Genomic DNA, 25,036 nt, shown 5'->3' with positions numbered 1-25,036 from the left:
AAATCCTTGTGCAGGCGCTTGTTCTTTGCCTCGTGTTCGTCCGGCGTTCACCTCGGTGGGGCCGCTCCCGGGTCTCGCCGGGCCTTCTCGTACCGTTCTCCCGGCCCCCGCCGCTGCCGCTGGACGATAATCTGAGGCCATGGCAATCCGGGTGCTCGCTATGGGCCGCAAGCACGAGGGCTGGGTGTCCGACGGCATCGAGCGCTACGCGAAGCGCCTCAAGAAGCCGTTCGACCTGTCGTGGCAGCTCATCAACCACTCGGCGCGCGAGCACGATGCCGCCCGCAGGGAGGAGTCCGAGCGGCTGCTGGCCCGGCTCGGCACCGACTACGTGATCCTCCTCGACGAACGCGGACGGGCCATCGATTCGCCCACGCTCTCCCGAACCCTCCTGGGACCGCTCGAGGCATCGCGCAGCGTCACCGTGATCATCGGCGGCGCCTACGGCGTGGACGACCAGGTGCACCAGCGCGCCGACTTCGTCTGGTCCCTCTCTCCGCTGGTCTTCCCCCACCAGCTCGTACGCCTCATCCTCGCCGAGCAGGTCTACCGCGCCCAGGAGATCGCCGGCGGCCGCGCGTACCACCACGCGTAGTGCCGTTCGGGCACAGGGCGATCCGGCGCAGGTAACGATCACGGTACGGCCGTGTCCGCCTACTGGCGCTCCGGGATCCCGGACGTAGGGTGAGGGCATGACTAGTCTGCTGGGGAGCAAGCGTTGGACCATGGCCGCTGCGGCCGCCGGAACACTACTGGCCGTGAGCGGCTGCACGTCGTCCGGGACGGACGCCGGAGGGGCCGCACCGTCGTCCGCGGCGCCATCGGCCGCCACCACGAGCGAGGCGCCGTCGGACGCCCCGTCCGCATCGGCGTCGGCGTCGGCAGCTCCGTCCGCTTCGGCGTCGCCTACGGCAGCTCCGTCGGCAGCTCCGTCGGCAGCTCCATCCGCTTCCGCATCGCCCTCGGCGTCGGCGGCTCCGACGGCGGACGCGCCCTCGCCCACCGCCCCGCCCGCGCCGCCCGCCGCGGTCGGCACCTGCACGGCAGCGCAGCTGACCGGGAGCATCCAGGAGCAGCCCGGCGGCGGCGCCGCGGGCAGCATCTACCGCACGCTCGTGCTGACGAACGCCTCAGGCCAGGAGTGCACGGTGGACGGCTTCCCGGGGGTGTCCTACGTGGACGTGGCCGGAGCCCAGATCGGGGCACCCGCGGACCGCGACGGCTCGGCGTCGACCCTCGTGTCCCTCGCTCCGGGAGCCTCGACGACCACGACCCTGCGGCAGACGAACGCGCAGAACTACGGGCCGGAGTGCCTCCTCGTCCCGGCTGTCGGGCTGCGCGTGTACCCGCCCGGAGCCACCGACTCGCTCGTCCTGCCGCAGGAGATCCCGGCCTGCTCCGCGGCCTCCGTGGTGCTGATGACCGTGGGGACGCTGCAGCCCGCGTCCTAACGGCCCGTCGGAGCGGATCCGGCAGGCCGCCTGATCAGGCGGCTGTGCCCGGCGACCCGGCCCCACGGCTGGGGGTGCCTGCTGCCCGGGCCGCCGGGCGCGACTCCAGCAGCCGGAGCCGCCAGGCGGCGAACACGAGCAGGGCGGCTGTCGCCGGCGCGAGCACCAGGGTCAGCCACGGCCGGTCGGCGGCGATGGCCGTGACGCCCAGCAGCGCGGCCCCCGCCCCCGCGGTGACCAGGACGCGGCCCCGCTCGAGGTGGCCGTACACCGCGAGGCCGATCCCGAGCACCACCCACGCACCGAGCCCCCGGAAGGCCTCCACGGCCCCACCCAGGAGCGCCCCGAGTTCGACGGCGACGCCGAGCACCAGGTAGGAGCCCGCCGTGGCGTTCATCGCAGGCGGGTGGCGGACGAGCCACGGCGTGGTCAGCACGATGAGGACGAGCGTGCCCGCGATGAAGTAGACGGCCATGCGGCCCGTGTCGCCGTCGAAGACGAGCCCCGCCGCCCCGCCGCCGAGGAAGAGCGACCCGACGCCCGCCACGGGTAGCCAGTTGTGGGACACGTGCCCTCGCGGGGGATCCACTGTCACCGGTGCGGCTGCCACGACCGCTCCTCCCCGGGCGCGCGGCGCAGCCCTCCCTGAAACCTACTCCCGGACGGCCCGTCGCGGGGGCAGGCGTCCGGTGCGGCGGCCTCCTCCGAGTGTCGGTGCGCTGGGGCATGATGAAGAGGTGACGCAGGTACTGACGAGGTTCACCCCGGCCACGCACGAGTGGTTCGCCGGGGCCTTCTCCGAGCCCACGCCTGCCCAGGAGGGCGCCTGGGCCGCCATCTCCGCGGGGTCGAACGCCCTCGTCGTCGCACCCACCGGCTCGGGCAAGACGCTCGCGGCCTTCCTCTGGGCCCTGGACAGGCTGATCGCCTCGGGCGAAGGCGGCGGTGATCCCGAACCCGACGCTCCCGCGCCGGCCAGGGGCCGGAAGGCCCCGGCGAAACCGAAGCGCAGCACCCGCGTGCTCTACATCTCCCCCTTGAAAGCCCTCGGCGTCGACGTCGAGCGGAACCTGCGGGCGCCTCTCATCGGGATCACGCAGACGGCCAAGCGCCTCGGTCTGCCCGCGCCCAGCATCACCGTCGGCGTCCGGTCCGGCGACACCCCGCAGGCCGAGCGGCGCGCGATGCTCACGCGGCCGCCGGACATCCTCATCACCACGCCCGAGTCGCTGTTCCTCATGCTGACCTCGAAGGCGCGCGAGACCCTGATGGAGGTGGACACCGTCATCATCGACGAGGTCCACGCCGTCGCGGGTACCAAGCGCGGCGCGCACCTCGCGGTGTCCCTGGCCCGCCTCGACGCCCTCCTCGACAAGCCCGTGCAGCGCATCGGTCTTTCCGCCACGGTGGAGCCCAAGGAGACCGTCGCCCGCTTCCTGTCCGGCAACGCGCCCGTGGAGATCGTCGCGCCGCCGTCGAAGAAGCAGTGGGACCTCACCGTCACCGTGCCCGTGGAGGACATGACGGAGCTCGGCGGGGCGGCAGCCAACACCGACGACGACGGCGACGCCGTGCCGCAGGCGAGCATCTGGCCGCACGTCGAGGAGAAGATCGTCGACCTGATCGAGCAGAACCGTGCCACGATCGTGTTCGCGAACTCGCGGCGGCTCGCCGAACGCCTGACCGCACGGCTCAACGAGATCCACGCGGAACGCCGCGAGCGCGACGCCGTCTGGGCCGCGGGCGGCGACCCGGCCGCCGTCGAACCCACCGCCGTGCCGTCCTTCGCGCACACCACGGCGACCCCTGCCCAGATGATGGCCCAGGCGGGGCAGAGCAACGGCGCCGAGCCGCTCCTCGCCCGGGCCCACCACGGCTCGGTGTCGAAGGACCAGCGCGCACTGATCGAGGACGACCTCAAGTCGGGACGCCTGCGCTGCGTGGTGGCGACCAGTTCGCTCGAGCTCGGCATCGACATGGGCGCGGTGGACCTCGTGGTGCAGGTCGAGTCCCCGCACTCGGTGGCGAGCGGCCTGCAGCGCGTGGGCCGCGCCGGGCACCAGGTGGGTGAGGTCTCGCAGGGCGTCCTGTTCCCCAAGCACCGGGGGGACCTCATCAACACGACGGTCACCGTGGAGCGCATGCTCGCCGGGCAGATCGAACCCCTCTACATCCCCACCAACCCGCTGGACATCCTGGCGCAGCAGACGGTCGCGGCCGCGGCGCTCGGCACCATCGACGTCGAGGAGTGGTTCGACGTCGTCCGGGCGTCCGCGCCGTTCGCCACCCTGCCGCGGTCCGCCTTCGACGCGACGCTCGACCTCCTCGCCGGCCTGTACCCGTCCGACGAGTTCGCCGAACTGCGCCCGCGCATCATCTGGGACCGGGTGGAAGGCACCATCACGGGCCGGCCCGGGGCGCAGCGCCTGGCCGTCACGTCCGGCGGCACCATCCCCGACCGCGGACTCTTCGGGGTGTTCCTCGTCGGATCCGAGGGCGAGGGGCCGCGCGCGGGTGGGCGCCGCGTCGGCGAGCTCGACGAGGAGATGGTGTACGAGTCGCGCGTGGGCGACGTCTTCGCGCTCGGGGCCACCAGCTGGCGGATCGAGGAGATCACGCACGACCGTGTGCTCGTCTCCCCCGCCTTCGGGCAGCCCGGCAAGCTCCCCTTCTGGAAGGGCGACTCCCTCGGGCGGCCCGTGGAGCTCGGCCGCGCCCTCGGCGCCTTCAACCGGGAGATGTCGGGGTCCACGCCGGAGAAGGCGCAGGAGCGATGCGAGAGGATCGGCCTCGACGCGTGGGCGTCCGGCAACCTCATCACCTACCTGACGGAGCAGCGCGAGGCCACCGAGGTGGTCCCCAGCGACCGCACGCTCGTCGTCGAGCGGTTCCACGACGAGCTCGGCGACTGGCGCGTGGTGCTGCACAGTCCCTTCGGCATGCCCGTGCACGCGCCCTGGGCGCTCGCCGTCGGGGCCCGCCTGGAGCAGCGGTACGGCATGGACGGCGCCGCGATGGCTTCCGACGACGGCATCGTGCTGCGGGTACCGCTCATGGAGGACGAACCGCCCGGCGCCGATCTCTTCCTGTTCGACCCCGAGGAGCTCGACGACATCGTCACCGCCGAGGTGGGTGGATCGGCGCTGTTCGCCTCCCGGTTCCGGGAGTGCGCCGCCCGTGCCCTCCTGCTGCCGCGGCAGAACCCGGGCAAGCGCTCGCCGCTGTGGCAGCAGCGGCAGCGGTCGGCGCAGCTGCTCGACGTCGCCAAGAAGTACCCGACGTTCCCGATCGTCCTCGAGACCGTGCGCGAATGCCTGCAGGACGTCTACGACCTGCCAGCGCTGAAGGAGCTCGCCGCCTCGATCGAGCGCCGGGAGCTGCGCATCGTCGAGGTCACCACGCAGCAGCCCTCGCCCTTCGCGCGGTCCATGCTGTTCGGCTACGTGGCGTCCTTCCTCTACGAGGGCGACTCCCCCCTGGCCGAGCGCCGGGCCGCAGCGCTCTCGCTCGACCCCACGCTCCTCAACGAACTGCTCGGCCGGGCGGAACTGCGGGAACTGCTCGATGCGCGGGTCATCGCCGAGACGGAACTCGAACTGCAGCGCCTCCGGCCGGACCGCCTGGCGCGGGGCCTCGAGGGCGTCGCGGACCTGCTGCGCCTGCTCGGACCGCTCACCGTGGAGGAGATCGCCGAGCGGCTCGAGGCCCCGGCGGACGACCGGCCCGCCCTCGCATCCGTCCCCGACGACCCGTCCGCCGGCATCGCGTCTCCTGACGTCGCGTCCGCCGACGAGGACCCTTCGGACGAGGACCCCTCGGACGAGATGCTGATGGCCGCTGCCCCGGCCCCCGCGCCCGGCCGGGCGTCGGTCGAGGTCGTGGCCCGGCACGTCGCCGCCCTGGTGAGGACGAACCGGGCGCTGACCGTGCACATCGCCGGTGTCGAGCGGATCTCCGCCGTCGAGGACGCCGCACGCCTGCGTGACGCCCTCGGCGTCCCGCTGCCCATGGGCATCCCGCTGGCGTTCATCGAACCGGTCACCGACCCGCTCGGCGACCTCGTGGGCCGCTACGCCCGCACGCACGGTCCGTTCACCGCCGCCGAGGCTGCGGCCCGCCTGGGACTCGGTGTCGCCGTCGTCGCCGGGTCCCTGCAGCGCCTCGCCGGCGCCGGGCGTGTGGTGGAGGGCGAGTTCCGTCCCACGGAGTCGGTGCCGCTCCTCGACATCTCGGCGGCATCGGGTGCCGCCCCCGGCACCATCACCGTGCACCCACCCGCCGCGAGCGAGTGGTGCGACGCCGAGGTGCTCCGCCGCCTGCGCCGCCGCTCGCTCGCCGCCCTCCGCCAGGAGGTGGAGCCTGTGGACCCGGCCGCCTACGGCAGGTTCCTGCCCACCTGGCAGCACATCGGCTCCAGCCTGCGCGGACTCGACGGCGTGATCACGGTCATCGACCAGCTCTCGGGCGTGCCGATCCCCGCCTCGGCCTGGGAGCCGCTCATCCTGGCGCAGCGCGTGGCGAACTACGCGCCCGCCATGCTCGACGAGCTGACGGCGACCGGCGAGGTGCTGTGGTCCGGAGCGGGATCCCTCGCCGGCAACGACGGCTGGATCGCCCTGCACCTCGCGGAGAACGCCCCGCTGACGCTGCGGCCCGATCCCGCCTTCGAGCCGAACACCCTGCACACGGCGCTGCTCGACCTGCTCGCAGGGGGTGGCGGCTTCTTCCTGCGGCAGCTCACCAACCTGCTCGACGTGCAGGAGGCCATCACGGACACCGCCGTCGTGACCGCGCTGTGGGACCTGGTCTGGGCGGGGCGGATCAGCAACGACACCTTCACGCCGGTGCGCGCACTCCTGGCCCATGGCAAGACGGCCCACAAGCAGAAGCCGGTCCCGGCGCGCGCCCGGACGTCACGGGCGGGACGGCTCGGCCGGGCACCGGGCAAGTCCCTCACCGGGGCCTCGATGCGCCTGGCCGCGGCCACGGACGACGGCGGCAGCTACCAGCGGCCCACCCCTCCCCTGGCGGGCGGCCGGTGGAACATGCTGCCCGGCGTGGAGGCGGAGACGACGCTGCACGCCCATGCCACGGCGGAACTGCTGCTGGACCGGTACGGGGTGGTCACGCGCGGCGCCGTCGGCCAGGAGGGCATCCCCGGAGGCTTCGGCCTCATGTACAAGGTGCTGGCACGCCTGGAGGAGATGGGCCGGTGCCGGCGCGGCTACTTCATCGAGCACCTCGGCGCGGCCCAGTTCGCCGTCCCCGCCACGGTGGACCGCCTGCGCACGTTCAGCGCGGACAACCAGCTGCCCACCGCGCAGGACGTCCTCGGCGGCGAGGCCCCTCCCCTGAAGGCCGTCGCGCTCGCGGCCACCGATCCCGCCAACCCCTACGGCGCCGCACTGAGCTGGCCACAGGCTGACGGCGGGCACCGCGCCGGGCGGAAGGCGGGCGCCCTCGTGGTGCTGGTCGACGGCGCGCTCGCCCTCTACGTGGAGCGCGGCGGGAAGACCCTGCTCACTTTCACCGAGGACGCCTCGGTGCTGCGCGCGGCCGCCCTGGCCCTGGTCACCATCATCCGCCGGGGGGCCGCGGACAAGATGGCCCTCGAGAAGGTGAACGGCGGGGAGATCCTGGACACCGACATCGGCCGTGCCCTCGCCGACGCAGGCTTCCACTCCACGCCGAAGGGGCTGAGGATCCGTGCCTGAGGGGGATACCGTCTGGCGGGCCGCCCGCGAGCTGCACCGCGCCCTCGCGGGGAAGGTCCTCACGCGGTGCGACATCCGCGTGCCCCGCTTCGCCACCGTGGACTTCACCGGTGACACCGTGCAGGAGGCCGTCGCCCGCGGCAAGCACCTGCTCATCCGCGGCGGGGGCGACGACGGCTGGGACATCCACTCGCACCTCAAGATGGAGGGCCTCTGGCACGTCTACGCCCGCGGGGAGAAATGGCGCCGGCCCGCCTTCAAGGCCCGGTGCATCCTGGAGACCGAGGACGCCGTCGTCGTCGGGTTCGAACTCGGGCTGCTCCGCGTGATCGCGCGCGCCGAGGAGGAAGAGGCCGTCGGGTTCCTCGGACCCGACCTGCTCGGGCCCGACTGGGATCCGGACGAGGCGCTGCGCCGGCTGCTCGACCAGCCCGAGCGGCCCATCGGCCTGGCCCTGCTGGACCAGCGGAACCTCGCCGGGATCGGCAACGTCTACCGGTGCGAACTGTGCTTCCTGGCCGGCGTCCACCCGCTCACGCCGACCGGAGAGGTGCCGAACCTGCCGCGCATGGTCGAACTGTCGAAGAAGCTCCTCGAGGCGAACAAGGCACGCAGCACCCGGGCCACCACCGGGCAGCTGCGCGGCAACACGCTCTGGGTGTACGGACGGTCGCGGCGGGGCTGCCTGCGGTGCGGGACACCCGTGGCCCTCGAGCAGCTCGGGGACCGGGACACCGAACTGCGGGAACTCTACTACTGCCCGCACTGCCAGCCGCGATTGGGAACGCCGGCCGGAGCGGCACTACCCTGACCAGGTGGACGGTGACGGGCGGGTGATGCGGTGATGGCGATGCGCTCACCCCTGCCCGTGCGGAACGGGGTCAACGCGACGCGGCTCAGGCTGCCCTCGGAGGGGCCCTGGGAGACGGCGCTCGACTACATCCTCGACCGGTTCGACCACGTGGACCCCGACGGCATCGGCCGTCGGTTCGACCGCGGCGAGGTGGTCGCGCTCGGCGGCGAGGTCCTCACGCGGTCTACGCCGCTGGGCGAGCACACCTTCGTCTGGTACTACCGGGAACTCCCGATCGAGGAGCGGCTCCCGGTCGAGCTGACCGTGCTGCACCGGGACGAGCACCTACTCGTCGTCGACAAGCCGCACTTCCTGCCCACCACCCCCGGCGGCATGTACGTCGCGGAGTCCGCGCTGGTCCGGCTGCGGGTGGAGCTCGGCCTCCCGGACCTCATCCCCATGCACCGCCTCGACCGCATGACGGCGGGCATCCTCATGTTCTCCGTCGAACCCGGGACCCGGGGCGCGTACCAGCTACTCTTCGAGAACCGGCGCATCAGCAAGGAGTACCGCGCGGTGGCGCCCGTGCGGCCCGAACTGCACCTGGACACCGAGCCGCTCGACGTCCGGAGCCGGATCGTGAAGTCCCGCACCTACCTCCTGGCGCAGGAGGTGGAAGGGCCCGCGAACACGCACACCACGGTCAGCCTGCTCGAGCAGCGCGGGGACCGGGGACTGTACCGGCTGCAGCCCCACACCGGCAAGACGCACCAGTTGAGGCTGCACATGGCGTCGCTCGGGCTCGGCATCGTCGACGACCCGTTCTACCCGGTCCTGCTCCCGCAGGCTCCGGACGACTACACCCGCCCGCTGCAGCTCCTCGCGCACAGCATCGCCTTCCGCGACCCGATCACGGGCGCCGACCGGCGGTTCGAGTCCGGCCTCGCCCTGCGGGGATTCGCCTGAACCTCCGCGGATCCGCGGGCCGCCGACGGTCGGGGCTTCCGCCCGGACTGTAGATTTGCAGGGTGGACCTGCCCGGTACGGACATCCCAGCACCGCTCTATCTCCTCGTCATGTTCGCCGTCGTCTTCGTCGACGTCGTCCTTCCCGTGGTGCCCTCGGAACTCCTCGTGATCGGCGCCGGCACCATGTCCTCCGACAGCAGGTTCCTGCTCCCCTTCGCCGTCCTCACGGCGTTCGCCGGGAGCTGGCTCGGCGACATCGCGATCTTCCTGCTGTTCCGGCGCCGGCTCACCCACTTCCTCGACCGCTTCCGGTGGGGCCGCTCCATCCACCGCGGCCTGCGCAACGCCATCGAGAAGGCCGGGACCTCGCCCACCTACGCCGCCGTCGTCGCGGTCCGCTTCCTGCCCGGCGGGCGGACCGCGAGCGTGGCCGCCGCGGGGATCGCCGAGCTCCCCTTCCGGCCGTTCATGCTCGCCGCGGCGGGCGGCGGGGTGCTGTGGACCGCGTGGCTGATGGGCCTCGGCTTCGTCGCAGGCGCGTCCACCGGACTACCCGCGGGCATCAGCGCCCTGCTCGGGATGGCGGTCGGTACGCTGGTGGGAGCCATCACGGCGGCAACCATCGCCGTGAAGAAACACCGGAAGGCCCCCAAAGCGCATGAGCACCCCGAAGACCCCGGGACCCAGGCTTCCTGACAAGCCGGTCCGGCCGCCGAGGATCGCCCGCCAGAGTCCTGCTGCCGAGCCGCCCTCCGACACGAGGAGCGTCCTCGAACGCCTCCGGGCGGCGCAGCCGCGTGCAGCGGCCGTGCGGGACGACGAACCGGCGGGGATGCAGCCCCGACCCGCGGACCCGGTGCCCCGACGGGAGTCGGCGTCGGGCGGGCCGGGACCTGCACCTGGCCGGGCCGGCCGATGGGTCCCCCCGGCGACGGGGACGGCCGGCGCCGCGACGGAATCCCGAGGCACCCGCCCGGGCAACGGCACAGGCAGCGGCTCGGGCAATGGCTCGGGGGACGGCTCGGGCCTCGGCTCGGGCCTCGAGGGCGCCGGACCGGCCTCCGCGGACAGGCTCCGCATCGCAGCGGGGAAGGCGAGGGTCGCTGCGGATGCCACCTATCGGGCCGCCCGTCGCGGCAGCAGTGTCGCGGTACGCCACGTGGGGACCTGGGATCCGGACATCGTGCGGCAGGCCGTCGTCACCGTCTCCGCCGTGGCGTGCGTCCTGGGCTCCGCGGCGGGAGTCGGAGCATTCGGCGGACCGTCGATCAGGGATGCCGCGGGCGGCCTGTTCGCTCCGGATGCGACGCTGCTCGCGCCGTCGTCGTCGGCCTTCTCCATCTGGAGTGTCATCTATGCCGGGCTCGTGGCCTTCACGGTGTTCCAGTGGCTGCCGTCGCAGCGCCGGAGCGCACGCCAGCGGCGCCTGGGCTGGATCGTCGCCGCGTCGATGCTCCTGAACCTCGCCTGGATCCTCAGCGCCCAGGCGGGACTGGCAGCCCTGAGCCTCGTCGTGATCATGCTGCTCTTCTTCGCCCTGCTTGCGGCCGTCAGCGCGATGAACGACCACCATGACCGGACACGGCTCGAGGGCGCGCTCGTGGACGTCCCGATCGGCCTCTACCTCGGCTGGGTGCTCGTGGCGGCGGCGGCGAACGCCGCCGCGGTGCTCACCGGCGGTGGCGTGGACCTGTTCGGCTGGGGCGGCAGGGCGTGGGCCGTCCTCGGCATCATCGCGGTCCTGATGACCGCCGCCGTGATCTGCTCCACGGACCGCGGACGCCTCTCCGTCGCCGCGGCCACGTCGTGGGGTCTGCTGTGGATCGCCGTCGAGCGTGTGCTCGGGCAGCCGTTCGCGGTGAACGTCGCGTTCGTGGCCGCCCTCGCGATCTTCCTGCTGCTCATCACGGCCGGTTCACGCCGGCACCGGGTGGATCACGCCTACCGGCGCTGGCTGCGCGCCCAGGAGGACGCCGAACGGGAGCCGCTCGACCTCACCGGGGACGACTACGAGGAATCGCGCTACTAGAGGCGCCGACCCCGGCCGGGCCCGGCCGGGGTCGTCCCGCGCGGGCTGTGTCCCACGGCCGGACCCGGCCGGGTGGTCGCCCGGCGGGTCAGCCCTCGTCCCCCGCGGTGACGGCGATCTTCCCGCGCACGTGGCCCTCGATGCTGCTCCGGAACGCGTCGGCGGCGCGCTCGAGCGGGAAGGTCTCCGCGAGAACCGGCTTCGGGCTCCCCACGCCGTCGCGACCTGGATCGCATAGGTATCCACGCCGCCCGCGCCGTTGTGCACGAGGACGGTATCGCCCTCGCCCACGCGGACCGCGCGGAGCGACTGGTACGCGGTGAGGCCTGCCGGCGGTATCGTCGCGGCCTCGGCCCACGACACGTTGCGGGGCTTCCGGGCGAGTGCCCGCACGTCGACGAGCACGGAGTCCTACCCCACCTTCGGATCGGGCTGCTCGCCGTACTGCAGGACGTCGGGATCGCCGTACTGCTCGTAGAACACTGCCTGGTGCTCCTCCTCGACGCTGGTCCGGCCGGTGCCGGTCTGCTTCCGGAGGCGGCAACCGGCACCGACCTGCAGCTATTCCGTCCGCGCGCGGAGGGGAGGGCGTCGGGCGGAACGCCGTTCAGCCGGTGTTGCGCATCCCCGCAGCGACGCCGTTGATCGTGATCAGCATCGCGCGCTGGATCTGCTCGTCGGGCTGCCCGCCGTCGGACCCGGCGCGCACCCGGCGCAGCAGTTCGACCTGGAGGTAGGAGATCGGGTCGAGGTACTGGTCACGCACCGCCAGGGACCGCTTGAGCACGGGCTGGTTGTCGAGCAGTTCGTGCTCGCCGGTGAGCCGGCGGATCTCGGCGAGGGTCAGCTCGTACTCCTCGCGGATCACCCCGAAGAGGTGCTGCAGCTCGTCGGGCACCAGGGCCTCGACGTAGTGTGCGGCGATGTCGAGGTCGGTCTTGGCGAGCGTCATCTCGACGTTCGAGACGACGGTGCGGAAGAAGTGCCAGCGGTCGAGCATCTCCGCGAGCAGCCCACCGTGGCCCGCCTCCCGTGCGGCCCGCAGGCCGGACCCGACGCCGAACCAGCCCGGGACGATCTGCCGTGACTGCGTCCACCCGAAGACCCACGGGATCGCCCGGAGCCCGCCGAGCCCGCTTCCGGAGTCGGGGCGTTTCGACGGGCGGGAGCCGATGTTGAGGGACCCGAGCTGCTCGACCGGTGTCGACGCGAGGAAGTACGCGGGCAGGTCCTCGTGGTCGATCAGGGAGCGGTACCGGGCGAAGGCGGCGTCTGACACCGTCTCCATGACCTCGGCCCACCGCCCGCGGTCGTCGTCGGACGTGCGGGGCGTCCGGTGCAGCGCGGACCCCTGCATGACGGCGGCGAGCGAGAGCTCGAGGTTCTCGCGGGCGAGGGCCGGCAGCGAGTACTTGTCGCTGATGACCTCACCCTGCTCGGTGAACTTGATCTCGCCCTCGAGGACCCCGTTGGGCTGGGCGAGGATGGCGTCGTACGTGGGGCCGCCACCGCGACCCACCGACCCGCCGCGGCCGTGGAAGAGGCGGAGGCGGACGCCGTGCTTCGCGGCGACGTCGCGCAGGCGGCGCTGGGTCTTGTGGATCTCCCACAGGCTCGTGAGCACGCCGGACTCCTTGTTGGAGTCGGAGTACCCGAGCATGACCTCCTGGAGGTCCCCGCGCAGCCGCACCACCTCGCGGTACGTCGGGTCGGAGAGGAGGGTGTCCACGATCTCGGCGGAGACGCGGAGTTCGTCCACCGTCTCGAGGAGCGGCGCGAAACCGATCTTCGCGAATGCCCCGGACTCCGGGCCGCCGGAACCGTCGCCGACGACGTCGACCAGTCCGGCCTCGCGCGCCAGCACCACGGGGGCGAGGACGTCGTCCGCCCCGCGGGTCATGGACACGATGTAGGTCTCGACGACGTCGGGGCCGTAGGTCTCCAGGGCCGAGGCGATCTCGCGGAAGACGTCGAACGTGCGCCGCGCGCCGTCGTCGAGCGGCGGGTTGATCGTGGCGAGCGGACGCCGCGACGCGAGCTCGCGGGACAGCACCCGGAGGCGGTCCTCGCGGGCCAGTTCGAGGTAGGGCACGTGCAGCTCGCCGAGCCGGTCGGCCAGCTGGGCGATGACGTCGTGGTGCATGTCCGCGTGCTCCCGGACGTCGAGCGTCGCGAGGTGCAGCCCGAAGGAGGAGATCACGCGCGAGGCCGTGGCGAGGGCACCGTCCGCCGCGAGGCCCGCCGCGTGTTGCCGCAGGGAGTCCCCGACGAGCCGGAGGTCCGCCAGCACCTGGGCGGTGGTGCTGTAGTCGCGGCCGGGCTCGTGGGCCATCTGGTTCTGCACGCGGGACGCCGTGTTGAGCAGCTTCGCCTTCACGCACGTGAGCTTGAGCCGGTAGGGCTCCTGGGCGTTGAGTTCGAGGATCCGCTTGTCGAGGCGGGGCAGGCTCGCGAGGTCCCGTTCGATGGACGCCGTCAGCTCCTCCGACGCCGCGACGATCGCCGTCGACGAGGACAGCGACGAGATCAGGCGGTCGACGAAGTGGATGGCGATCCGGACGGCCTGCTGGTTCTGGATCTGCAGGATCTCGCGGGTGACGGCCGCGGTGACGTTCGGATTGCCGTCGCGGTCCCCGCCGATCCAGGACCCGAATCTCAGCGGTGCGCCCTCCGCCGGCAGGGCCACGCCGTGCTCGGCCAGGAGGTCCGAGAGGTCCTCGAGGAGCTCGGGCAGGGCGGTGGTGAGGATGTCGCCGAGGTAGTAGATGGCGTTGCGGGCCTCGTCGATGGGCGTGGGCCGTACCTGGCGCAGCTCGTCCGTCTGCCAGATCAGGTCGATGACCTCGGCGAGCCTCCGGTCCTGGCGGCGCCGCTGCTGTGAGCCCTCCGCCGTCGTGTCCGCGAGGATGTCGGAGAGCCGCCGCAGCTTGTCCAGCACGGAGCGGCGCGAGGCCTCGGTGGGGTGCGCGGTGAACACGGGGCGGACGTCGAGCGCCCGGACGACGTCCGTGAGCGCCTCGGGGCCGGCGTCGACCGCGATGCGGGACACCGTCCGGGCGAGCCAGCCGTCCTCCTCCGACCGCGACCGCAGCCCCCGCACGCGGTGCACCTGCTCGGCGGCGTTCGCCAAATGGAAGTAGGCGGCGAAGGCCCGCACGAGCTCGGTGGCCCTGTCGACAGGGAGGGCGGCGAGCAGCTCCCGCACCTGCTCGGTGAGGGCTGCCCGCTCCTCGGCGTCGGCTCCGCTGCCGGACTCCTTGGACTGCTTGGTCAGCCGGCGGACGCGCTCGACGAGATCGAGCAGCTCCTGGCCGTGCTGCCGGACGAGCGATTCGCCGAGCAGCGTGCTCACGCGGCGCACGTCGGCGCGGAGGTCGGAACTGATGTCGTCCGCGGCGCCGCCGAACGGGTCGGCGTGCAGGGGGGACACTTCGAGGGGCACTGTCACAACGGCCTGCTTTCAGGGCATGGAAAACGGGGCGTATGCGGCACTGGATACGACGGATTGCTGTTGGGATCCTACCCAGTAACGTGGCGTGCGCCTCACCCCGCCCGTCATGTGAACGGTCCACCCCGTCGGACACCCGCCCGTACCGGGGGCCGCCGTCGTTCCCGGGTTTCATCGACAGACCGACCAGAATGCGGCGCGTCGGCGCCCGACACGCGGTGGGTGGCACGAGAAGCATGAACGACGACGACCCGCCGGCCCGGGGACACCGGATCAGGCGAAGGCGGAGATACCCGTCAGGGCGCGGCCCACGATGAGGCTGTTGATCTCGTACGACCCCTCGTAGGTGTAGACGGCCTCGGCATCCGCGAAGATCTTCGCCATCCCGTAGTCCGTCACGATCCCGTTCCCGCCCAGGATGCCCCTGCCCAGGGCGACCGTCTCGCGCATGCGCCCCGTCGTGAAGGACTTCGCGAAGGCGGCCTGGGGCATGCCGGAGGTGCCCTGCTCCTGCAGCTGGGCGACCCGCGCCATCACGGCCAGGCTCGCCGTCGTGTTGCCCATCATGGTGACGAGCTGGTCCTGGACGAGCTGGAAGCCGGCGATCGGCCTGCCGAACTGGTGGCGCTCCACGGCGTACTGCCGGGCGACGTCGAAGGCGGCCAGCTGCTGGCCGACGGCCTGCCAGCCCACGAGGATCCGGGAGCCGAGCAGGAGCTGCCGGGTGTCCTCGAAGGACTTGATGCCGGCGAAGCGGTCGGCCTCGGCGACGCGCACCCCGGTGAGGACGATGTCGGCATTCTGCACCGTGCGCAGCGCGATCTTGTTCCCGATGGCGGTGCGGGTCACGCCGGGCAGGGTGGCATCGAGGATGAATCCACGCACTCCCCCGGTGTCGGTGTCCCGAGCCCACAGGAGCATGTAGTCGCAGAAGGTCCCGTTGCCGATCCACCGCTTCTCGCCGTCGAGGATCCAGGTGTCGCCGTCGCGCGTGGCCGTGGTCGTCATGCCGCCGGCGACGTCGGAGCCGTGGAGGGGCTCCGTGAGCGCGAAGGCGCCCGTGATCCTCAGGTCCATGGCGTCCTGCAGCAGGCGTGCCTTCTGGTCCTCGCTGCCGAAGGTGTGGAGGGCCTCGACGAAGAGGTCGTGGTGGACCATGAAGAACGTCGCGATCGACGTGTCGGCCCGGGTCAGCTCGGCGATCACCATCCCGCTGAACAGGTGGCTGTAGCCCTGCTGCACGGGGGTGCTGAGGTTCAGCCCGGCGAGCTTCGGCAGGAGCTCGTGGGGGAATTCGGCGCGGTTCCACCATTCCACGGCGCGCGGCGAGACCTCCTTCGCGAGGAAGTCCCGGACGTCCTGCAGTTTCTCCCGCTCGTGCGTCGTGAGGAGGGATTCGAAGCCGAGGAAGTCGGCGGTGGGCAGTTGGCTCTCCATCGAGCCGTCCTTTCGATCGAGCTGAGACCGGGTCGTGCTCTACTTCGGCGCCATGCGGATGGCGCCGTCGAGGCGGATCGTCTCGCCGTTGAGCATCTGGTTCTCGACGATGTGCGCGGCGAGCGCCGCGTACTCGACGGGCTTGCCGAGGCGTGAGGGGTGGGGCACCTGGGCGCCGAGGGAGTCCTGCGCCTCCTGTGGCAGCCCGGCCATCATGGGCGTCTCGAAGATGCCCGGGGCGATCGTGACCACGCGGATCAGCGACCGCGCGAGTTCGCGGGCGATGGGGAGCGTCATGGCCGCGACGCCGCCCTTCGACGCAGAGTACGCGGGCTGGCCGATCTGCCCGTCGAAGGCAGCGACGGACGCGGTGTTGATGATGACGCCGCGCTCGTCCGAGCCGCCGACGCCCGTGACCGTGGCGGTCGCCGCCATGGCTTCCGCGGCGAGCCTGATGACGTTGAACGTGCCCACGAGGTTGACGTTGATGACGCGGGCGAACTGCTCGAGCGGCAGGACGCCGTCCCGCCCGAGGACCTTGCCGGGCGTGGCGATCCCGGCACAGTTCACCACGATGCGCAGCGACCCGAGCCCGGCGGCGACGGCCACGGCGGCCTGCACCTGCGCCGGGTCGGCGACGTCGGCGGCGACGAACCGCACGCGGCTGCCGGAGGGGTCGAGGTCCGCCGCGGCGTCCGCGCCGGCGGACTGCGGGAGATCGACGAGCACCACGGACGCGCCGTCGTCGAACAGTCTGCAGGCGGTGGCGAGACCGAGTCCCGAAGCGCCTCCGGTGACGAGCGCTACCGCTCCCCTGATGTCCATGCCTGATCCTTCCGCAGCGAAAGGACCGCCGTTGGTCCGTCCCGCTGCTCAGCGTACTGTGACGTGGCCCACTGCGCACCCGGCGGGCGTGGGACTGCGCATCCTGCGCAATCCCTGGAGCAGTGGGCGTGACTAGGGTGGTCATATGCCCATCCCCGACGACGCCGCCTCCCCGGCCGCGGACAGCGTCCGGCGCCTCTTCGCACGCCGGAGCCTGCGCCTTCCCGGAACGAGGCTCGGTGCGATCGCCTACCCGGCGCCGAGCAGCCGGAGGAGCCACTGGCACTACTGGTGGCAGGCGCACTACCTCGACTGCCTCCTGGACGAACACCTCCGCCACCCCGACGGCAGTGCGCTGACCGAGGCGCGGAAGCTCGCCCGGGGTATCTGGCTGCGCAACGGCGGCCGGTGGCGCAACGCCTACTACGACGACATGGCCTGGCTGGCCCTGTCCCTCCAGCGCCTCGACGCGATGGAGGGGCGACAGCGGCCACGGCGCCGCGTCCGGGTCCTCGGGCGAGCCCTGGAGTCGGCCCACACGCCGGACCTCGGTGGCGGCGTCTTCTGGAACACGACGCGGGACTACAAGAACACCCCCAGCACGGCTCCCGCCGCACTCTTCTTCGCACGCGCCGGGGACCCGGCACGCGCACAGGAGCTCCTCGACTGGCTGCACGCACGCCTGCACGACCCTGCCGCAGGGCTGTACCTCGACGGCGTGAAGGCCGACGGCAGCGCAGAGGGGACGGTGGAGCGCACCGTCCACACCTACAACCAGGGCACGGTGCTCGGCGCGCTCGTGGCGACGGGCGGGGAGGGAAACCTCGAGCGGGCATCGGCCCTCGTCCACGCGATCGCGGACCGCCTGGCCGACGACGACGGCGTGCTGCCCCTCGCCTCCGGGGGCGACGCCGGCCTGTTCACCGGGATCCTCGCACGGTACCTGTCCCTCGCCGTCCTCACGCCGGGGATCGACGCGCGGGCCGCAGCGACCGCCCGATCCCTCCTGGAAGCGACGGCGGAGCGACTCTGGGCGGGCCGGACGACGGTCGACGGGCCGCCGTCGAACGGGACGCCGGGAGCCACGACACTCGTGTTCCCGCCGCGGCAGGACGGGCCCGTCAGCCTGTCCTCGCAGCTCCAGGCTTGGATGATCCTGGAGGCCGCGGGCAGGGCCCGTGCACGGGGAACGCGAACCGGCCTCGGATGAAGCTCCCCCGCGGTCCCCGGCAGCCCGACCGCCCGGGATGACAGACTGCTCGCATGGAGAACCTGCCCCGCGATCATGACCTCGTTCTCTACGGAGCGACGGGCTTCGTCGGCGAACTGATCGCCGCCTACCTCGCGGCGCACGCCCCGGCCGGCCTGCGCATCGGGCTCGCGGGCCGGTCGGCGGCCAGGCTCGAGGCGGTCCGGTCGCGGTTGCCGGCCGCTGCGCACCAGTGGCCCCTCATCGAGGCCGACTCGGAGGACGCGGCCTCGATCGCCGCCCTGGCCGGGAGCACGAGGGTGCTCTTCACCACCGTCGGTCCGTACGCGAAGTACGGACTGCCCGTCGTCGAGGCCTGCGCGCGGGCGGGCACCCACTACGGCGACCTGACGGGCGAGGTGTCCTTCGTCCGCGAGGCGATCGACCGCTGCGACCTCCCGGCCCGGTCGAGCGGTGCCAGGATCGTCCACGCGTGCGGGTACGACTCCGTGCCGTCCGACCTCGCGGTACTCCTGCTCCACCAGGCAGCGGAGGCAGACGGCGCCGGTGCCCTGACCGAGGTCCAGCTGGTCGCCACGGCCAAGGGCGGCATCAGCGGAGGCACCCTCGAGTCGATGCGCGGGCAGCTCGACGGGATGCGTTCGAGTGCCGCCCTGCGGTCGCTCGCCGTCGATCCCTACGCGCTCAGCCCGGACCGCACCGGCGAGCCGGCGACACCGCAGCCGGCGGACGCGGGTCCGGTGAGCCGCTCGGACGACGGCACCTGGACGGCGCCCTTCGTCATGGCCGCGGCCAACACGCGGATCGTGCGCCGCAGCAACGCGCTGCAGGGCTGGGCCTACGGCCGGTCCCTGCGGTACGGCGAGGTGATGGGGGTGGCCCGCGGACCGGCGGGGGCGGTCGTCGCCGGGGCGACCGCCATCGGACTCCGGGCCTTCGGCGGTGCCATGGCGCTGCCGGCGACCCGGCGTCTGCTCGACCGCGTGCTCCCGGCACCCGGGACGGGTCCGAGTGCCGCCACGCGGAGCAGGGGCTGGTTCCGCTCCCAGGTCACCGCCCGTACCGAGGGCGGGCACCGCTACCAGGCGATCGCTGCCGGCCCCGGCGATCCGGGCTACGCCGCCACCGCCGTCATGGCGGGTGAGACGGCGCTGGCCCTGGCACTGGACGGTGACCGGCTGCCGTCCGTGAGCGGATCGTTGACGCCCGCCACCGCGCTCGGGATGGTGCTCGTGCAGCGGCTCCGTGCCGCCGGGCACACCTACGAGGTGACCCGGCTCGACTGACCAGCCCTCGGGGCCGGCGGCGACGTCCGGACAGCACGGGTCTGGACGGGTCGGGACGGGTCCGGACAGCACGGGTCGGGACGGGTCGGGACGGCTCTAGTCGCTCTTCGCCGGGCCCTTCCCCTGCGGGTAGAAGGTCTCTCCTCGGGACAGCATCGCGACGAACTTCACGATGTTCCGCTCCTTCGCCGCGTCGGTCTTCAGCTGGGACAGGCGGAAGATCATGGCGTACCGGTTCTGGGACGACAGCGTGCGGTACGTGGCGAGCGCGGCGTCGTCGGCCTCGATCGCGGCCAGGAGGTCGGGCGGCATCTCGGCTGTCGCGGGGCCGGCGTAGGCCCGCTCCCATCGGCCGTCCGCCTGGGCCGCGGCGACCGCCCGCTCCCCGGCGTCACGCATCCGGCCCTCGGCGCGAAGCCTGTCCACATAGGTCCGGTTGCGGACCGACCAGATGCTCCGCGGCCCGCGCGGCGTGAAGCGCTGCAGGTAGCTGCCCTCGTCGCGGGACTTCGCCTGGCCGTCGATCCAGCCGAAGCAGAGCGCCTCGTCGAGGGCCTGCGCGTAGGTGAGCCCCGTCGTCGTGCCGCCCTTCTTGTGCTCGATCAGCCAGACGCCGGGCGAGGACTCGTGGTTCTCCTCCAGCCAGCGCCGCCAGGCCGCCGCGTCGGGCAGCAGGAGTTCGGGGAGTTCGGCCTTCATGCTCATACCCTAGGACGCCCCTTCCCGACTGCCTACCGGATTGCTGGCATCCTTGACGGATCTGACGGACCCGAAGGGCGGTCCGCCGCCTTCGTGGAACAGTGCTTCCGCGCCTACCCCAGGGAGAACCGATGCTCCGCGTCCGCCCCGTCGTTGCCACCTCCGATCTCCCCGCTGCGGCCGGCTTCCTCCGGACCCTCGGGCTCCACCCGGCGCAGGAGCCGGTTGCCGACGATACCTGCGCGATGTTCGACGCCGGCAGCGGCCGGGTGGCCCTGCGCTCCTGTGCACCGGGCAGCGGGGAGGAGGGACGGGCGGCCCTCGCGTTCGACGTCGGCGACGTCCGGGAGTTCGCCCGCCGGACCGTCGAGGCCGGCACCGCCGTCGGGCTGTCCCGGGAGGGCTCCCTGCTCACCGCGCGGATCGCCGCGCCGGACGGCACCTCCTTCCCCGCGGAGGAGGGTCCCCGCGAGACCGGTGCTCCGGCGTCCCCCCTCGCCGTCCTCGCGCTCTGGTCCACGCCCGACGTCGACCTCGCCGCGAGGGTGCTGCGTGACATGGGCGCGAAGCCGAGGACCGGCTCCGCTGCCGGCACCCCGCACGACTTCCAGGCGAAGAACGGCGGCCTCGTGGCCGTCCGTGCCGCGGCGCGCAGAGGAGTGGGCCTGGCGTTCGAGTACGACGGCGACGTACGGGACCTGCTCGGGCCCCTCACGGCCGGTGGTTCCGAGCCCGTGGTGAGCGACGGAAGCAACGGATGGTCGCTCCGGGTCCGCGCGCCGTGGGGTACCGAGGTGCGGATCGACGAGCGGCGAGGGGACGTCCCCGGGCACACGATCTCCTGACGGGGCGGTGGCGCGGCACCCGCGGGTATCCAGCCACGGGTATTCAGCCACGGGCCGAAGAACCGCGCGCCGTAGGTGCCCCGGTGGGTGTCTGCTATAGAACTGGGGTATGAACGTACGCACCCCTGACCCCAACCCGGGCTGGCTCTCCGAAGATGACCTGTACGAGGCCCGCCGCCGCCTGCCGATGGTGTACGTCGAGGCGATCCCCGTGCGCTGTGACGCCCTCGGCTACGTCAACGAGGTGGGCCTGCTCCTCCAGGCGAACGAACAGGGCGAGATGCTGCGCACCTTCGTCTCCGGCCGCGTGATGTACCGGGAAACCATCCGGGCCGCACTCCTGCGCCACCTCGAGAAGGACCTCGGGCCGCTCGCCCTCCCGCAGCTGGCGCCGTCGCCCCTGCCCTTCACGATCGCGGAGTACTTCCCGTCCCCGTCGGAGACCGGCCTGACCGACGACCGCCAGCATGCCGTCGCCCTCGCGTACATCATCCCCGTGACCGGTGAATGCGCCCCCCGGCAGGACGCGCTCGAGCTGTCCTGGCTGACCCCGGCCGAGGCGCTGGGTCCCGCCATCCAGGCAGAGCTCTCGGGCGGGCGTGGAGATCTGCTGCGCCAGGCGCTCGCGCATGCCGGCTGGGGCCGCTAGAGAGGCCATGAGCACCCGTCGGTGCCCGCGTTACCGTATCGTGAAACAGGCGCGCTGGGGCGCCACAGGACATCCGGGGCGCTACTGGCAGAGGTTGGCACGACGTACATGAACAGATCAGACAGGACAGGACTGCGTGCGGTCCCGGCGGAGGCGCTCACGGCGGGCGACGTCCTGGCACTCCCCGACGGTGCCCTGGCGGAGGTCTCCGCCATCGCCGTCGAGAACGACGATTTCGGGGTGCCCGCCCTCGTCGTCGCGACCGTCGACGGAGGGCGGCGCATCACGATCGCCACGGGCTCGATGGTCTACCTCGAGCCGTCCGACGCGGAGATCGGCGTGTCCGCCGTCGCCGCGGACCACGGCTCCCCTGAGGCGCTCGTGGCGCAGATCGCGCTGGGGCATCCCGACAGCGCCGCCATCCAGGAGCTGGCCGGGCGGCTGGCCCGGGGCATCAACCTCAAGTCGGGCAGCAACCTGCAGGACCTGCACCAGCTCGCGCTCGCCCTGCTCATCGACGAGGGCGACACGGCGTCGGCCCTGACCGTCGCCGACCTGCTGGCCGAGCTGCCCTTCGACGGGAACTTCGGTCGGTGGAAGTGGATCGAGGGCGGCCTCGCGATCGCCGCCTACCTCACCCGGCACGACGACGCCCGCTCGGCCCGGTACGCGGCGGCGATCCGGGCGGCCGACGACGCCGAGACGGACCCGCTGCGCGCCAAGACGGCCGCGGTGTACCGGCAGCGCCAGCTCAATGAGCCGAACGTCTACGACCCGGAGATCCTGCGGGCCTCCTCGGCGGGGAAGATCGACGTCGAACGCGACTGGCGGGTGCTGCGCATCGGCGTGCTGCTCTACCTGCGGGCGCACGGTGGGTCCGAGACCCTGAGCCGCGACGTCCTCGAGCGCCGGATCGCCGCGGAGCTCACCGCCGTCGGGGCGCTCGACGACCGGCTCGCCGCGGACTAGCCGCCCGCCTTCGCGGGCGGCTAGTCCGGCCTCGTCTTCGCGGGCGCTCGGTCCGCCGGCCCGGTGCTGGCAAAATAGGGTGGTGCATCCACAGTCCCAGCAGTCCTCGTTCGCCTTCTCCGTCCACAGCCGCCTCGAGGACACGACGCCGGGGGCAGGGAGCGGCGGGCGCCGGCACGGGCGGACCGGGACGATCACGACGCCGCACGGCGAGATCCGCACACCGGCGTTCATCCCCGTGGGCACCAAGGCGTCGGTGAAGGCCGTCCTCCCGGGTTCGATGGCGGAGCTCGGCGCCCAGGCGCTGCTGGCCAATGCCTACCACCTGTACCTGCAGCCCGGTGCGGACATTCTGGACGAGGCCGGAGGACTGGGTGCCTTCATGAACTGGCCCGGCCCCACCTTCACCGACTCCGGAGGGTTCCAGGTCATGAGCCTCGGCTCGGGGTTCAAGAAGGTCATCACCATGGACGTGCCGGTGGACGCCGATCAGGCCGGCGCCGATGACCGCGTGGCCGTCGGCAAGGAGCGCCTCGCCCACATCGACGACGACGGTGTCTGGTTCAAGAGCCACCTGAACGGCGACCGGCACCGGTTCACGCCCGAGATCTCGATGCAGGTGCAGCACCAGCTCGGCGCGGACGTCATGTTCGCCTTCGACGAGCTCACCACGCTGATGAACTCGCGTGGCTACCAGGAGGAGTCCCTCGAGCGGACCCGGCTGTGGGCGCTGCGCTGCATCGCCGAGCACGAGCGGCTCACGGCAGAGCGCAGCCACCGCCCCTACCAGGCCCTGTTCGGCGTCATCCAGGGCGCGCAGTACGAGGACCTGCGCAGGAAGGCCTCCGCCGACCTCGGGGGCCTGAACTTCGACGGCTTCGGCATCGGCGGTGCCCTCGAGAAGGAGAACCTGGGCACGATCCTCGGCTGGTGCAGCGACGAGCTGCCCGAGGACAAGCCCCGCCACCTGCTCGGGATCTCGGAGCCGGACGACCTGTTCACGGGCATCGAGAACGGTGCCGACACCTTCGACTGCGTCTCCCCCACCCGCGTGGCCAGGAACTCCGCGTTCTACACGCCGGACGGCCGCTGGAATCTCTCGAACGCCCGCTTCCGGCGCGATTTCACGCCGCTGGTCGAGGGCTGCGACTGCTACACGTGCACCCACTACACCCGCGCCTACATCCACCACCTGTACAAGGCCAAGGAGATGGTCTCGGCCACGCTGATCTCGATCCACAACGAGCGCTTCGTGGTGCGCATGGTCGACGACGCGCGGGACGCCATCGACGACGGGACCTTCTACGACCTGAAGGCGGAGGTGCTGGGGAGGTACTACGCCTAGCGGCGTCGTCGTCCTCCGCCGTCCCCGCCCGCCTCTGTATCGGGGCCGCCGCGCCGGGTGCCCAGACCCGTTGGTTCTTGCCCCCGGTCCTGACACTGCGGCGCGGGTTTTCCCTACCCCCCTCCGGGGCCGCCGCGCTGGGTGTCCAGACCCGGGGCAACGCAGCACCGGGGATGAGCGTGCGCCGCGGGTTTGGCGGCCCACCCACCGGAGCCGCCGTCGGCCGACTTGTCCACATTCCGCGCACCGACCGTGAATCGCGGCGCCCGGCTCGCCAAGGTATGGCCATGACCCCCTCGACCGATGCCTTCGGAGCACGAACCCTCTGGCGCTATCAGGAGCTCCTCGACGAGGGGCTGAGCCGTCAGCGCATCCAGCGACTCGTTGCGTGCGGGGAGCTCTGCCGGCTGCGCAAGAACTGCTACGTCCCGGACGCCTACTGGGCGGCTCTCACGCCGCTGGAACGCCTTGCATTCCGCGCCGAGGCCCACCACCACTCGCTCGTCGGACTCGTCACGACCCAGCATGTCTACAGTCACGAGACGGCCGCAGCCCTGCACGGGCTCAGTCTGTGGAAGCCCGGCCCGGAGGTCCACGTGACGCAGCCGACGCGTACCTCGAACGCGAGTCACGGTGCCGATGTGCGGAACCACAGCGCCAATCTGAACGAGGACGACGTCGTCGTTCTGCGAGGGCTACCCTCCACGTCACTGCACCGCACGATGCTGGACTGCGCGAGGACCCTCCCCTTCGACCAGGCGCTGATCATCGCCGACCAGTGCCTCGCACGAGGTGTTCCGAGGACGGCCTCCCTCGAAGGCCTCGAACTGCTCGGCCCGGTCACGGGAATCGCCCGGGCTCGGGAGGTCGTCATGGCAGCGGACCCCCTGTCGGAGTCGCCGGGCGAGACGCTCACCCGAAGCCGGTTGCTCCGCTTCCGCCTTCCTCCTGCCCGGTCCCAGGTCGACGTCGACACTCGCCACGGGCTGTACCGGCTGGACTTCGGTTGGCCGGAACTGCTGGTCGGTCTCGAGTTCGACGGCCGGGTGAAGTACTTCGGTACCGCGACGGACGAGGTGCTCTATCAGGAGCGACGCCGGGAGAAAGCTCTGACGGAACAGGGCTGGACCATCGTGCGCATCGAGTGGTCGGAGTTGTTCCGGGAAGCGGAACTCGAAGCACGCATCCGTCGGGCCCTCGACGCCGCCCTGCGGAGAGCCGCCGCCTGACGAGGACGCCGCAGCATCCGGACGTTCCGCGTCTTCGGCGGCGGTGCGCCGTGGACCGCACTTTCGGTCCTTGCGGGCGCGGAGGGCCAGACAGAGCCGGGCCGGAGTCTCCGACCCGGGGGCAAGAACCAACGGGTCT

Annotated in this window: 20 protein-coding genes; 14 read left to right on the top strand and 6 right to left on the bottom strand. The window is 72.2% G+C overall.

Features of this window, described 5'->3' with window-relative positions:
- Nucleotides 1-139 precede the first annotated feature (139 nt).
- On the top strand, nucleotides 140-595 hold the full coding sequence (locus CXQ97_RS09390; protein ID WP_181035029.1) for a 23S rRNA (pseudouridine(1915)-N(3))-methyltransferase RlmH: 456 nt from the start codon (nucleotides 140-142) through the stop codon (nucleotides 593-595).
- A 97-nt stretch (nucleotides 596-692) separates the two neighbouring features.
- Complete coding sequence (locus CXQ97_RS09385; RefSeq protein WP_146069614.1) at nucleotides 693-1,451, top strand: DUF4232 domain-containing protein; 759 nt, start codon at nucleotides 693-695, stop codon at nucleotides 1,449-1,451.
- Nucleotides 1,452-1,485: 34 nt separating this feature from the next.
- Here the strand turns inward: CXQ97_RS09385 and CXQ97_RS09380 are convergent, their stop codons facing one another.
- Nucleotides 1,486-2,061, bottom strand: coding sequence for a hypothetical protein (locus tag CXQ97_RS09380; RefSeq protein WP_146069613.1), 576 nt, complete (start codon nucleotides 2,059-2,061; stop codon nucleotides 1,486-1,488).
- Between the two features lie 127 nt (nucleotides 2,062-2,188).
- Here CXQ97_RS09380 and CXQ97_RS09375 point away from each other — a divergent pair, with 127 nt between their 5' ends.
- From CXQ97_RS09375 to CXQ97_RS09355, 5 genes are all read left to right on the top strand, one after another.
- Entirely contained in the window at nucleotides 2,189-7,165 is a 4,977-nt protein-coding gene (locus CXQ97_RS09375) for a DEAD/DEAH box helicase (RefSeq protein WP_104180587.1), read from the top strand.
- A complete protein-coding gene (locus CXQ97_RS09370; protein WP_104180586.1) occupies nucleotides 7,158-7,976 on the top strand; it encodes a DNA-formamidopyrimidine glycosylase family protein in 819 nt (272 codons plus the stop codon). The genes CXQ97_RS09375 and CXQ97_RS09370 overlap by 8 nt, the downstream gene beginning before the upstream one ends.
- Before the next feature lie 39 nt (nucleotides 7,977-8,015).
- Nucleotides 8,016-8,924: an RluA family pseudouridine synthase gene (locus tag CXQ97_RS09365; RefSeq protein WP_104180630.1), complete on the top strand. Its 909-nt coding sequence runs from the start codon at nucleotides 8,016-8,018 to the stop codon at nucleotides 8,922-8,924.
- Nucleotides 8,925-8,986: 62 nt separating this feature from the next.
- Nucleotides 8,987-9,622 (top strand): DedA family protein, encoded by a 636-nt coding sequence (locus CXQ97_RS09360; protein ID WP_258062448.1) that lies wholly within the window; start codon nucleotides 8,987-8,989, stop codon nucleotides 9,620-9,622.
- Entirely contained in the window at nucleotides 9,585-10,955 is a 1,371-nt protein-coding gene (locus CXQ97_RS09355; RefSeq protein ID WP_104180585.1) for a tryptophan-rich sensory protein, read from the top strand. Before CXQ97_RS09360 ends, CXQ97_RS09355 begins: the two co-directional genes overlap by 38 nt.
- An 88-nt stretch (nucleotides 10,956-11,043) precedes the next feature.
- Here the strand turns inward: CXQ97_RS09355 and CXQ97_RS19820 are convergent, their stop codons facing one another.
- The 4 genes from CXQ97_RS19820 to CXQ97_RS09335 all read right to left on the bottom strand — a co-directional run bounded on the left by CXQ97_RS19820 (nucleotide 11,044) and on the right by CXQ97_RS09335 (nucleotide 16,665).
- Complete coding sequence (locus tag CXQ97_RS19820; protein WP_181035028.1) at nucleotides 11,044-11,169, bottom strand: zinc-binding dehydrogenase; 126 nt, start codon at nucleotides 11,167-11,169, stop codon at nucleotides 11,044-11,046.
- A 393-nt stretch (nucleotides 11,170-11,562) separates the two neighbouring features.
- Nucleotides 11,563-14,403, bottom strand: coding sequence for a phosphoenolpyruvate carboxylase (gene ppc, locus CXQ97_RS09345; protein WP_258062447.1), 2,841 nt, complete (start codon nucleotides 14,401-14,403; stop codon nucleotides 11,563-11,565).
- Between the two features lie 273 nt (nucleotides 14,404-14,676).
- The gene (locus tag CXQ97_RS09340; protein ID WP_104180584.1) at nucleotides 14,677-15,840 is read right to left on the bottom strand and encodes an acyl-CoA dehydrogenase family protein; all 1,164 of its coding nucleotides are present in this window, start codon (nucleotides 15,838-15,840) and stop codon (nucleotides 14,677-14,679) included.
- 39 nt (nucleotides 15,841-15,879) lie between these two features.
- Nucleotides 15,880-16,665 carry an SDR family NAD(P)-dependent oxidoreductase gene (locus tag CXQ97_RS09335; protein ID WP_104180583.1) on the bottom strand — a complete coding sequence of 262 codons (786 nt, stop codon included), beginning with the start codon at nucleotides 16,663-16,665 and terminating at the stop codon, nucleotides 15,880-15,882.
- A 145-nt stretch (nucleotides 16,666-16,810) separates the two neighbouring features.
- Here CXQ97_RS09335 and CXQ97_RS09330 point away from each other — a divergent pair, with 145 nt between their 5' ends.
- Together CXQ97_RS09330 and CXQ97_RS09325 are read left to right on the top strand one after the other, a co-directional pair.
- Entirely contained in the window at nucleotides 16,811-17,875 is a 1,065-nt protein-coding gene (locus CXQ97_RS09330) for a glycoside hydrolase family 76 protein (RefSeq protein WP_104180582.1), read from the top strand.
- Nucleotides 17,876-17,928: 53 nt separating this feature from the next.
- On the top strand, nucleotides 17,929-19,161 hold the full coding sequence (locus CXQ97_RS09325) for a trans-acting enoyl reductase family protein (RefSeq protein WP_104180581.1): 1,233 nt from the start codon (nucleotides 17,929-17,931) through the stop codon (nucleotides 19,159-19,161).
- Between the two features lie 96 nt (nucleotides 19,162-19,257).
- Here CXQ97_RS09325 and CXQ97_RS09320 read toward each other — a convergent pair whose 3' ends face one another.
- The gene (locus CXQ97_RS09320) at nucleotides 19,258-19,860 is read right to left on the bottom strand and encodes a YdeI family protein (RefSeq protein WP_104180627.1); all 603 of its coding nucleotides are present in this window, start codon (nucleotides 19,858-19,860) and stop codon (nucleotides 19,258-19,260) included.
- A 131-nt stretch (nucleotides 19,861-19,991) separates the two neighbouring features.
- Between CXQ97_RS09320 and CXQ97_RS09315 the strand changes: the two genes are divergently transcribed.
- The 5 genes from CXQ97_RS09315 (at nucleotide 19,992) to CXQ97_RS09295 (ending at nucleotide 24,897) form a co-directional block, all read left to right on the top strand.
- Nucleotides 19,992-20,705 carry a VOC family protein gene (locus CXQ97_RS09315; RefSeq protein WP_104180580.1) on the top strand — a complete coding sequence of 238 codons (714 nt, stop codon included), beginning with the start codon at nucleotides 19,992-19,994 and terminating at the stop codon, nucleotides 20,703-20,705.
- 109 nt (nucleotides 20,706-20,814) lie between these two features.
- Nucleotides 20,815-21,354, top strand: a complete 540-nt coding sequence (locus CXQ97_RS09310; protein ID WP_104180579.1) for an NUDIX hydrolase family protein — start codon at nucleotides 20,815-20,817, stop codon at nucleotides 21,352-21,354.
- A gap of 108 nt (nucleotides 21,355-21,462) precedes the next feature.
- A complete protein-coding gene (locus tag CXQ97_RS09305) occupies nucleotides 21,463-22,323 on the top strand; it encodes a DUF6707 family protein (protein ID WP_104180578.1) in 861 nt (286 codons plus the stop codon).
- An 82-nt stretch (nucleotides 22,324-22,405) separates the two neighbouring features.
- Entirely contained in the window at nucleotides 22,406-23,668 is a 1,263-nt protein-coding gene (tgt, locus tag CXQ97_RS09300; RefSeq protein WP_104180626.1) for a tRNA guanosine(34) transglycosylase Tgt, read from the top strand.
- 287 nt (nucleotides 23,669-23,955) lie between these two features.
- Nucleotides 23,956-24,897: a hypothetical protein gene (locus CXQ97_RS09295; RefSeq protein ID WP_258062446.1), complete on the top strand. Its 942-nt coding sequence runs from the start codon at nucleotides 23,956-23,958 to the stop codon at nucleotides 24,895-24,897.
- Nucleotides 24,898-25,036: the final 139 nt, after the last annotated feature.

It is taken from the genome of Arthrobacter sp. B0490, from assembly GCF_002929355.1.
In the GTDB taxonomy this organism is placed as follows: domain Bacteria; phylum Actinomycetota; class Actinomycetes; order Actinomycetales; family Micrococcaceae; genus Arthrobacter_D.
This window is presented reverse-complemented; position numbering and strand designations above follow the sequence as displayed.

Coding starts and splice junctions, on each gene's coding strand:
- CXQ97_RS09330 (WP_104180582.1), top strand. CDS start 16,811: ATGCCCATCCCCGACGACGCCGCCTCCCCGGCCGCGGACAGCGTCCGG.
- CXQ97_RS09355 (WP_104180585.1), top strand. CDS start 9,585: ATGAGCACCCCGAAGACCCCGGGACCCAGGCTTCCTGACAAGCCGGTC.
- CXQ97_RS09385 (WP_146069614.1), top strand. CDS start 693: ATGACTAGTCTGCTGGGGAGCAAGCGTTGGACCATGGCCGCTGCGGCC.
- CXQ97_RS09315 (WP_104180580.1), top strand. CDS start 19,992: ATGCTCCGCGTCCGCCCCGTCGTTGCCACCTCCGATCTCCCCGCTGCG.
- CXQ97_RS09390 (WP_181035029.1), top strand. CDS start 140: ATGGCAATCCGGGTGCTCGCTATGGGCCGCAAGCACGAGGGCTGGGTG.
- CXQ97_RS09340 (WP_104180584.1), bottom strand. CDS start 15,840: ATGGAGAGCCAACTGCCCACCGCCGACTTCCTCGGCTTCGAATCCCTC.
- CXQ97_RS09365 (WP_104180630.1), top strand. CDS start 8,016: ATGCGCTCACCCCTGCCCGTGCGGAACGGGGTCAACGCGACGCGGCTC.
- CXQ97_RS09295 (WP_258062446.1), top strand. CDS start 23,956: ATGACCCCCTCGACCGATGCCTTCGGAGCACGAACCCTCTGGCGCTAT.
- CXQ97_RS09325 (WP_104180581.1), top strand. CDS start 17,929: ATGGAGAACCTGCCCCGCGATCATGACCTCGTTCTCTACGGAGCGACG.
- CXQ97_RS09310 (WP_104180579.1), top strand. CDS start 20,815: ATGAACGTACGCACCCCTGACCCCAACCCGGGCTGGCTCTCCGAAGAT.
- CXQ97_RS09320 (WP_104180627.1), bottom strand. CDS start 19,860: ATGAAGGCCGAACTCCCCGAACTCCTGCTGCCCGACGCGGCGGCCTGG.
- CXQ97_RS09305 (WP_104180578.1), top strand. CDS start 21,463: ATGAACAGATCAGACAGGACAGGACTGCGTGCGGTCCCGGCGGAGGCG.
- CXQ97_RS09335 (WP_104180583.1), bottom strand. CDS start 16,665: ATGGACATCAGGGGAGCGGTAGCGCTCGTCACCGGAGGCGCTTCGGGA.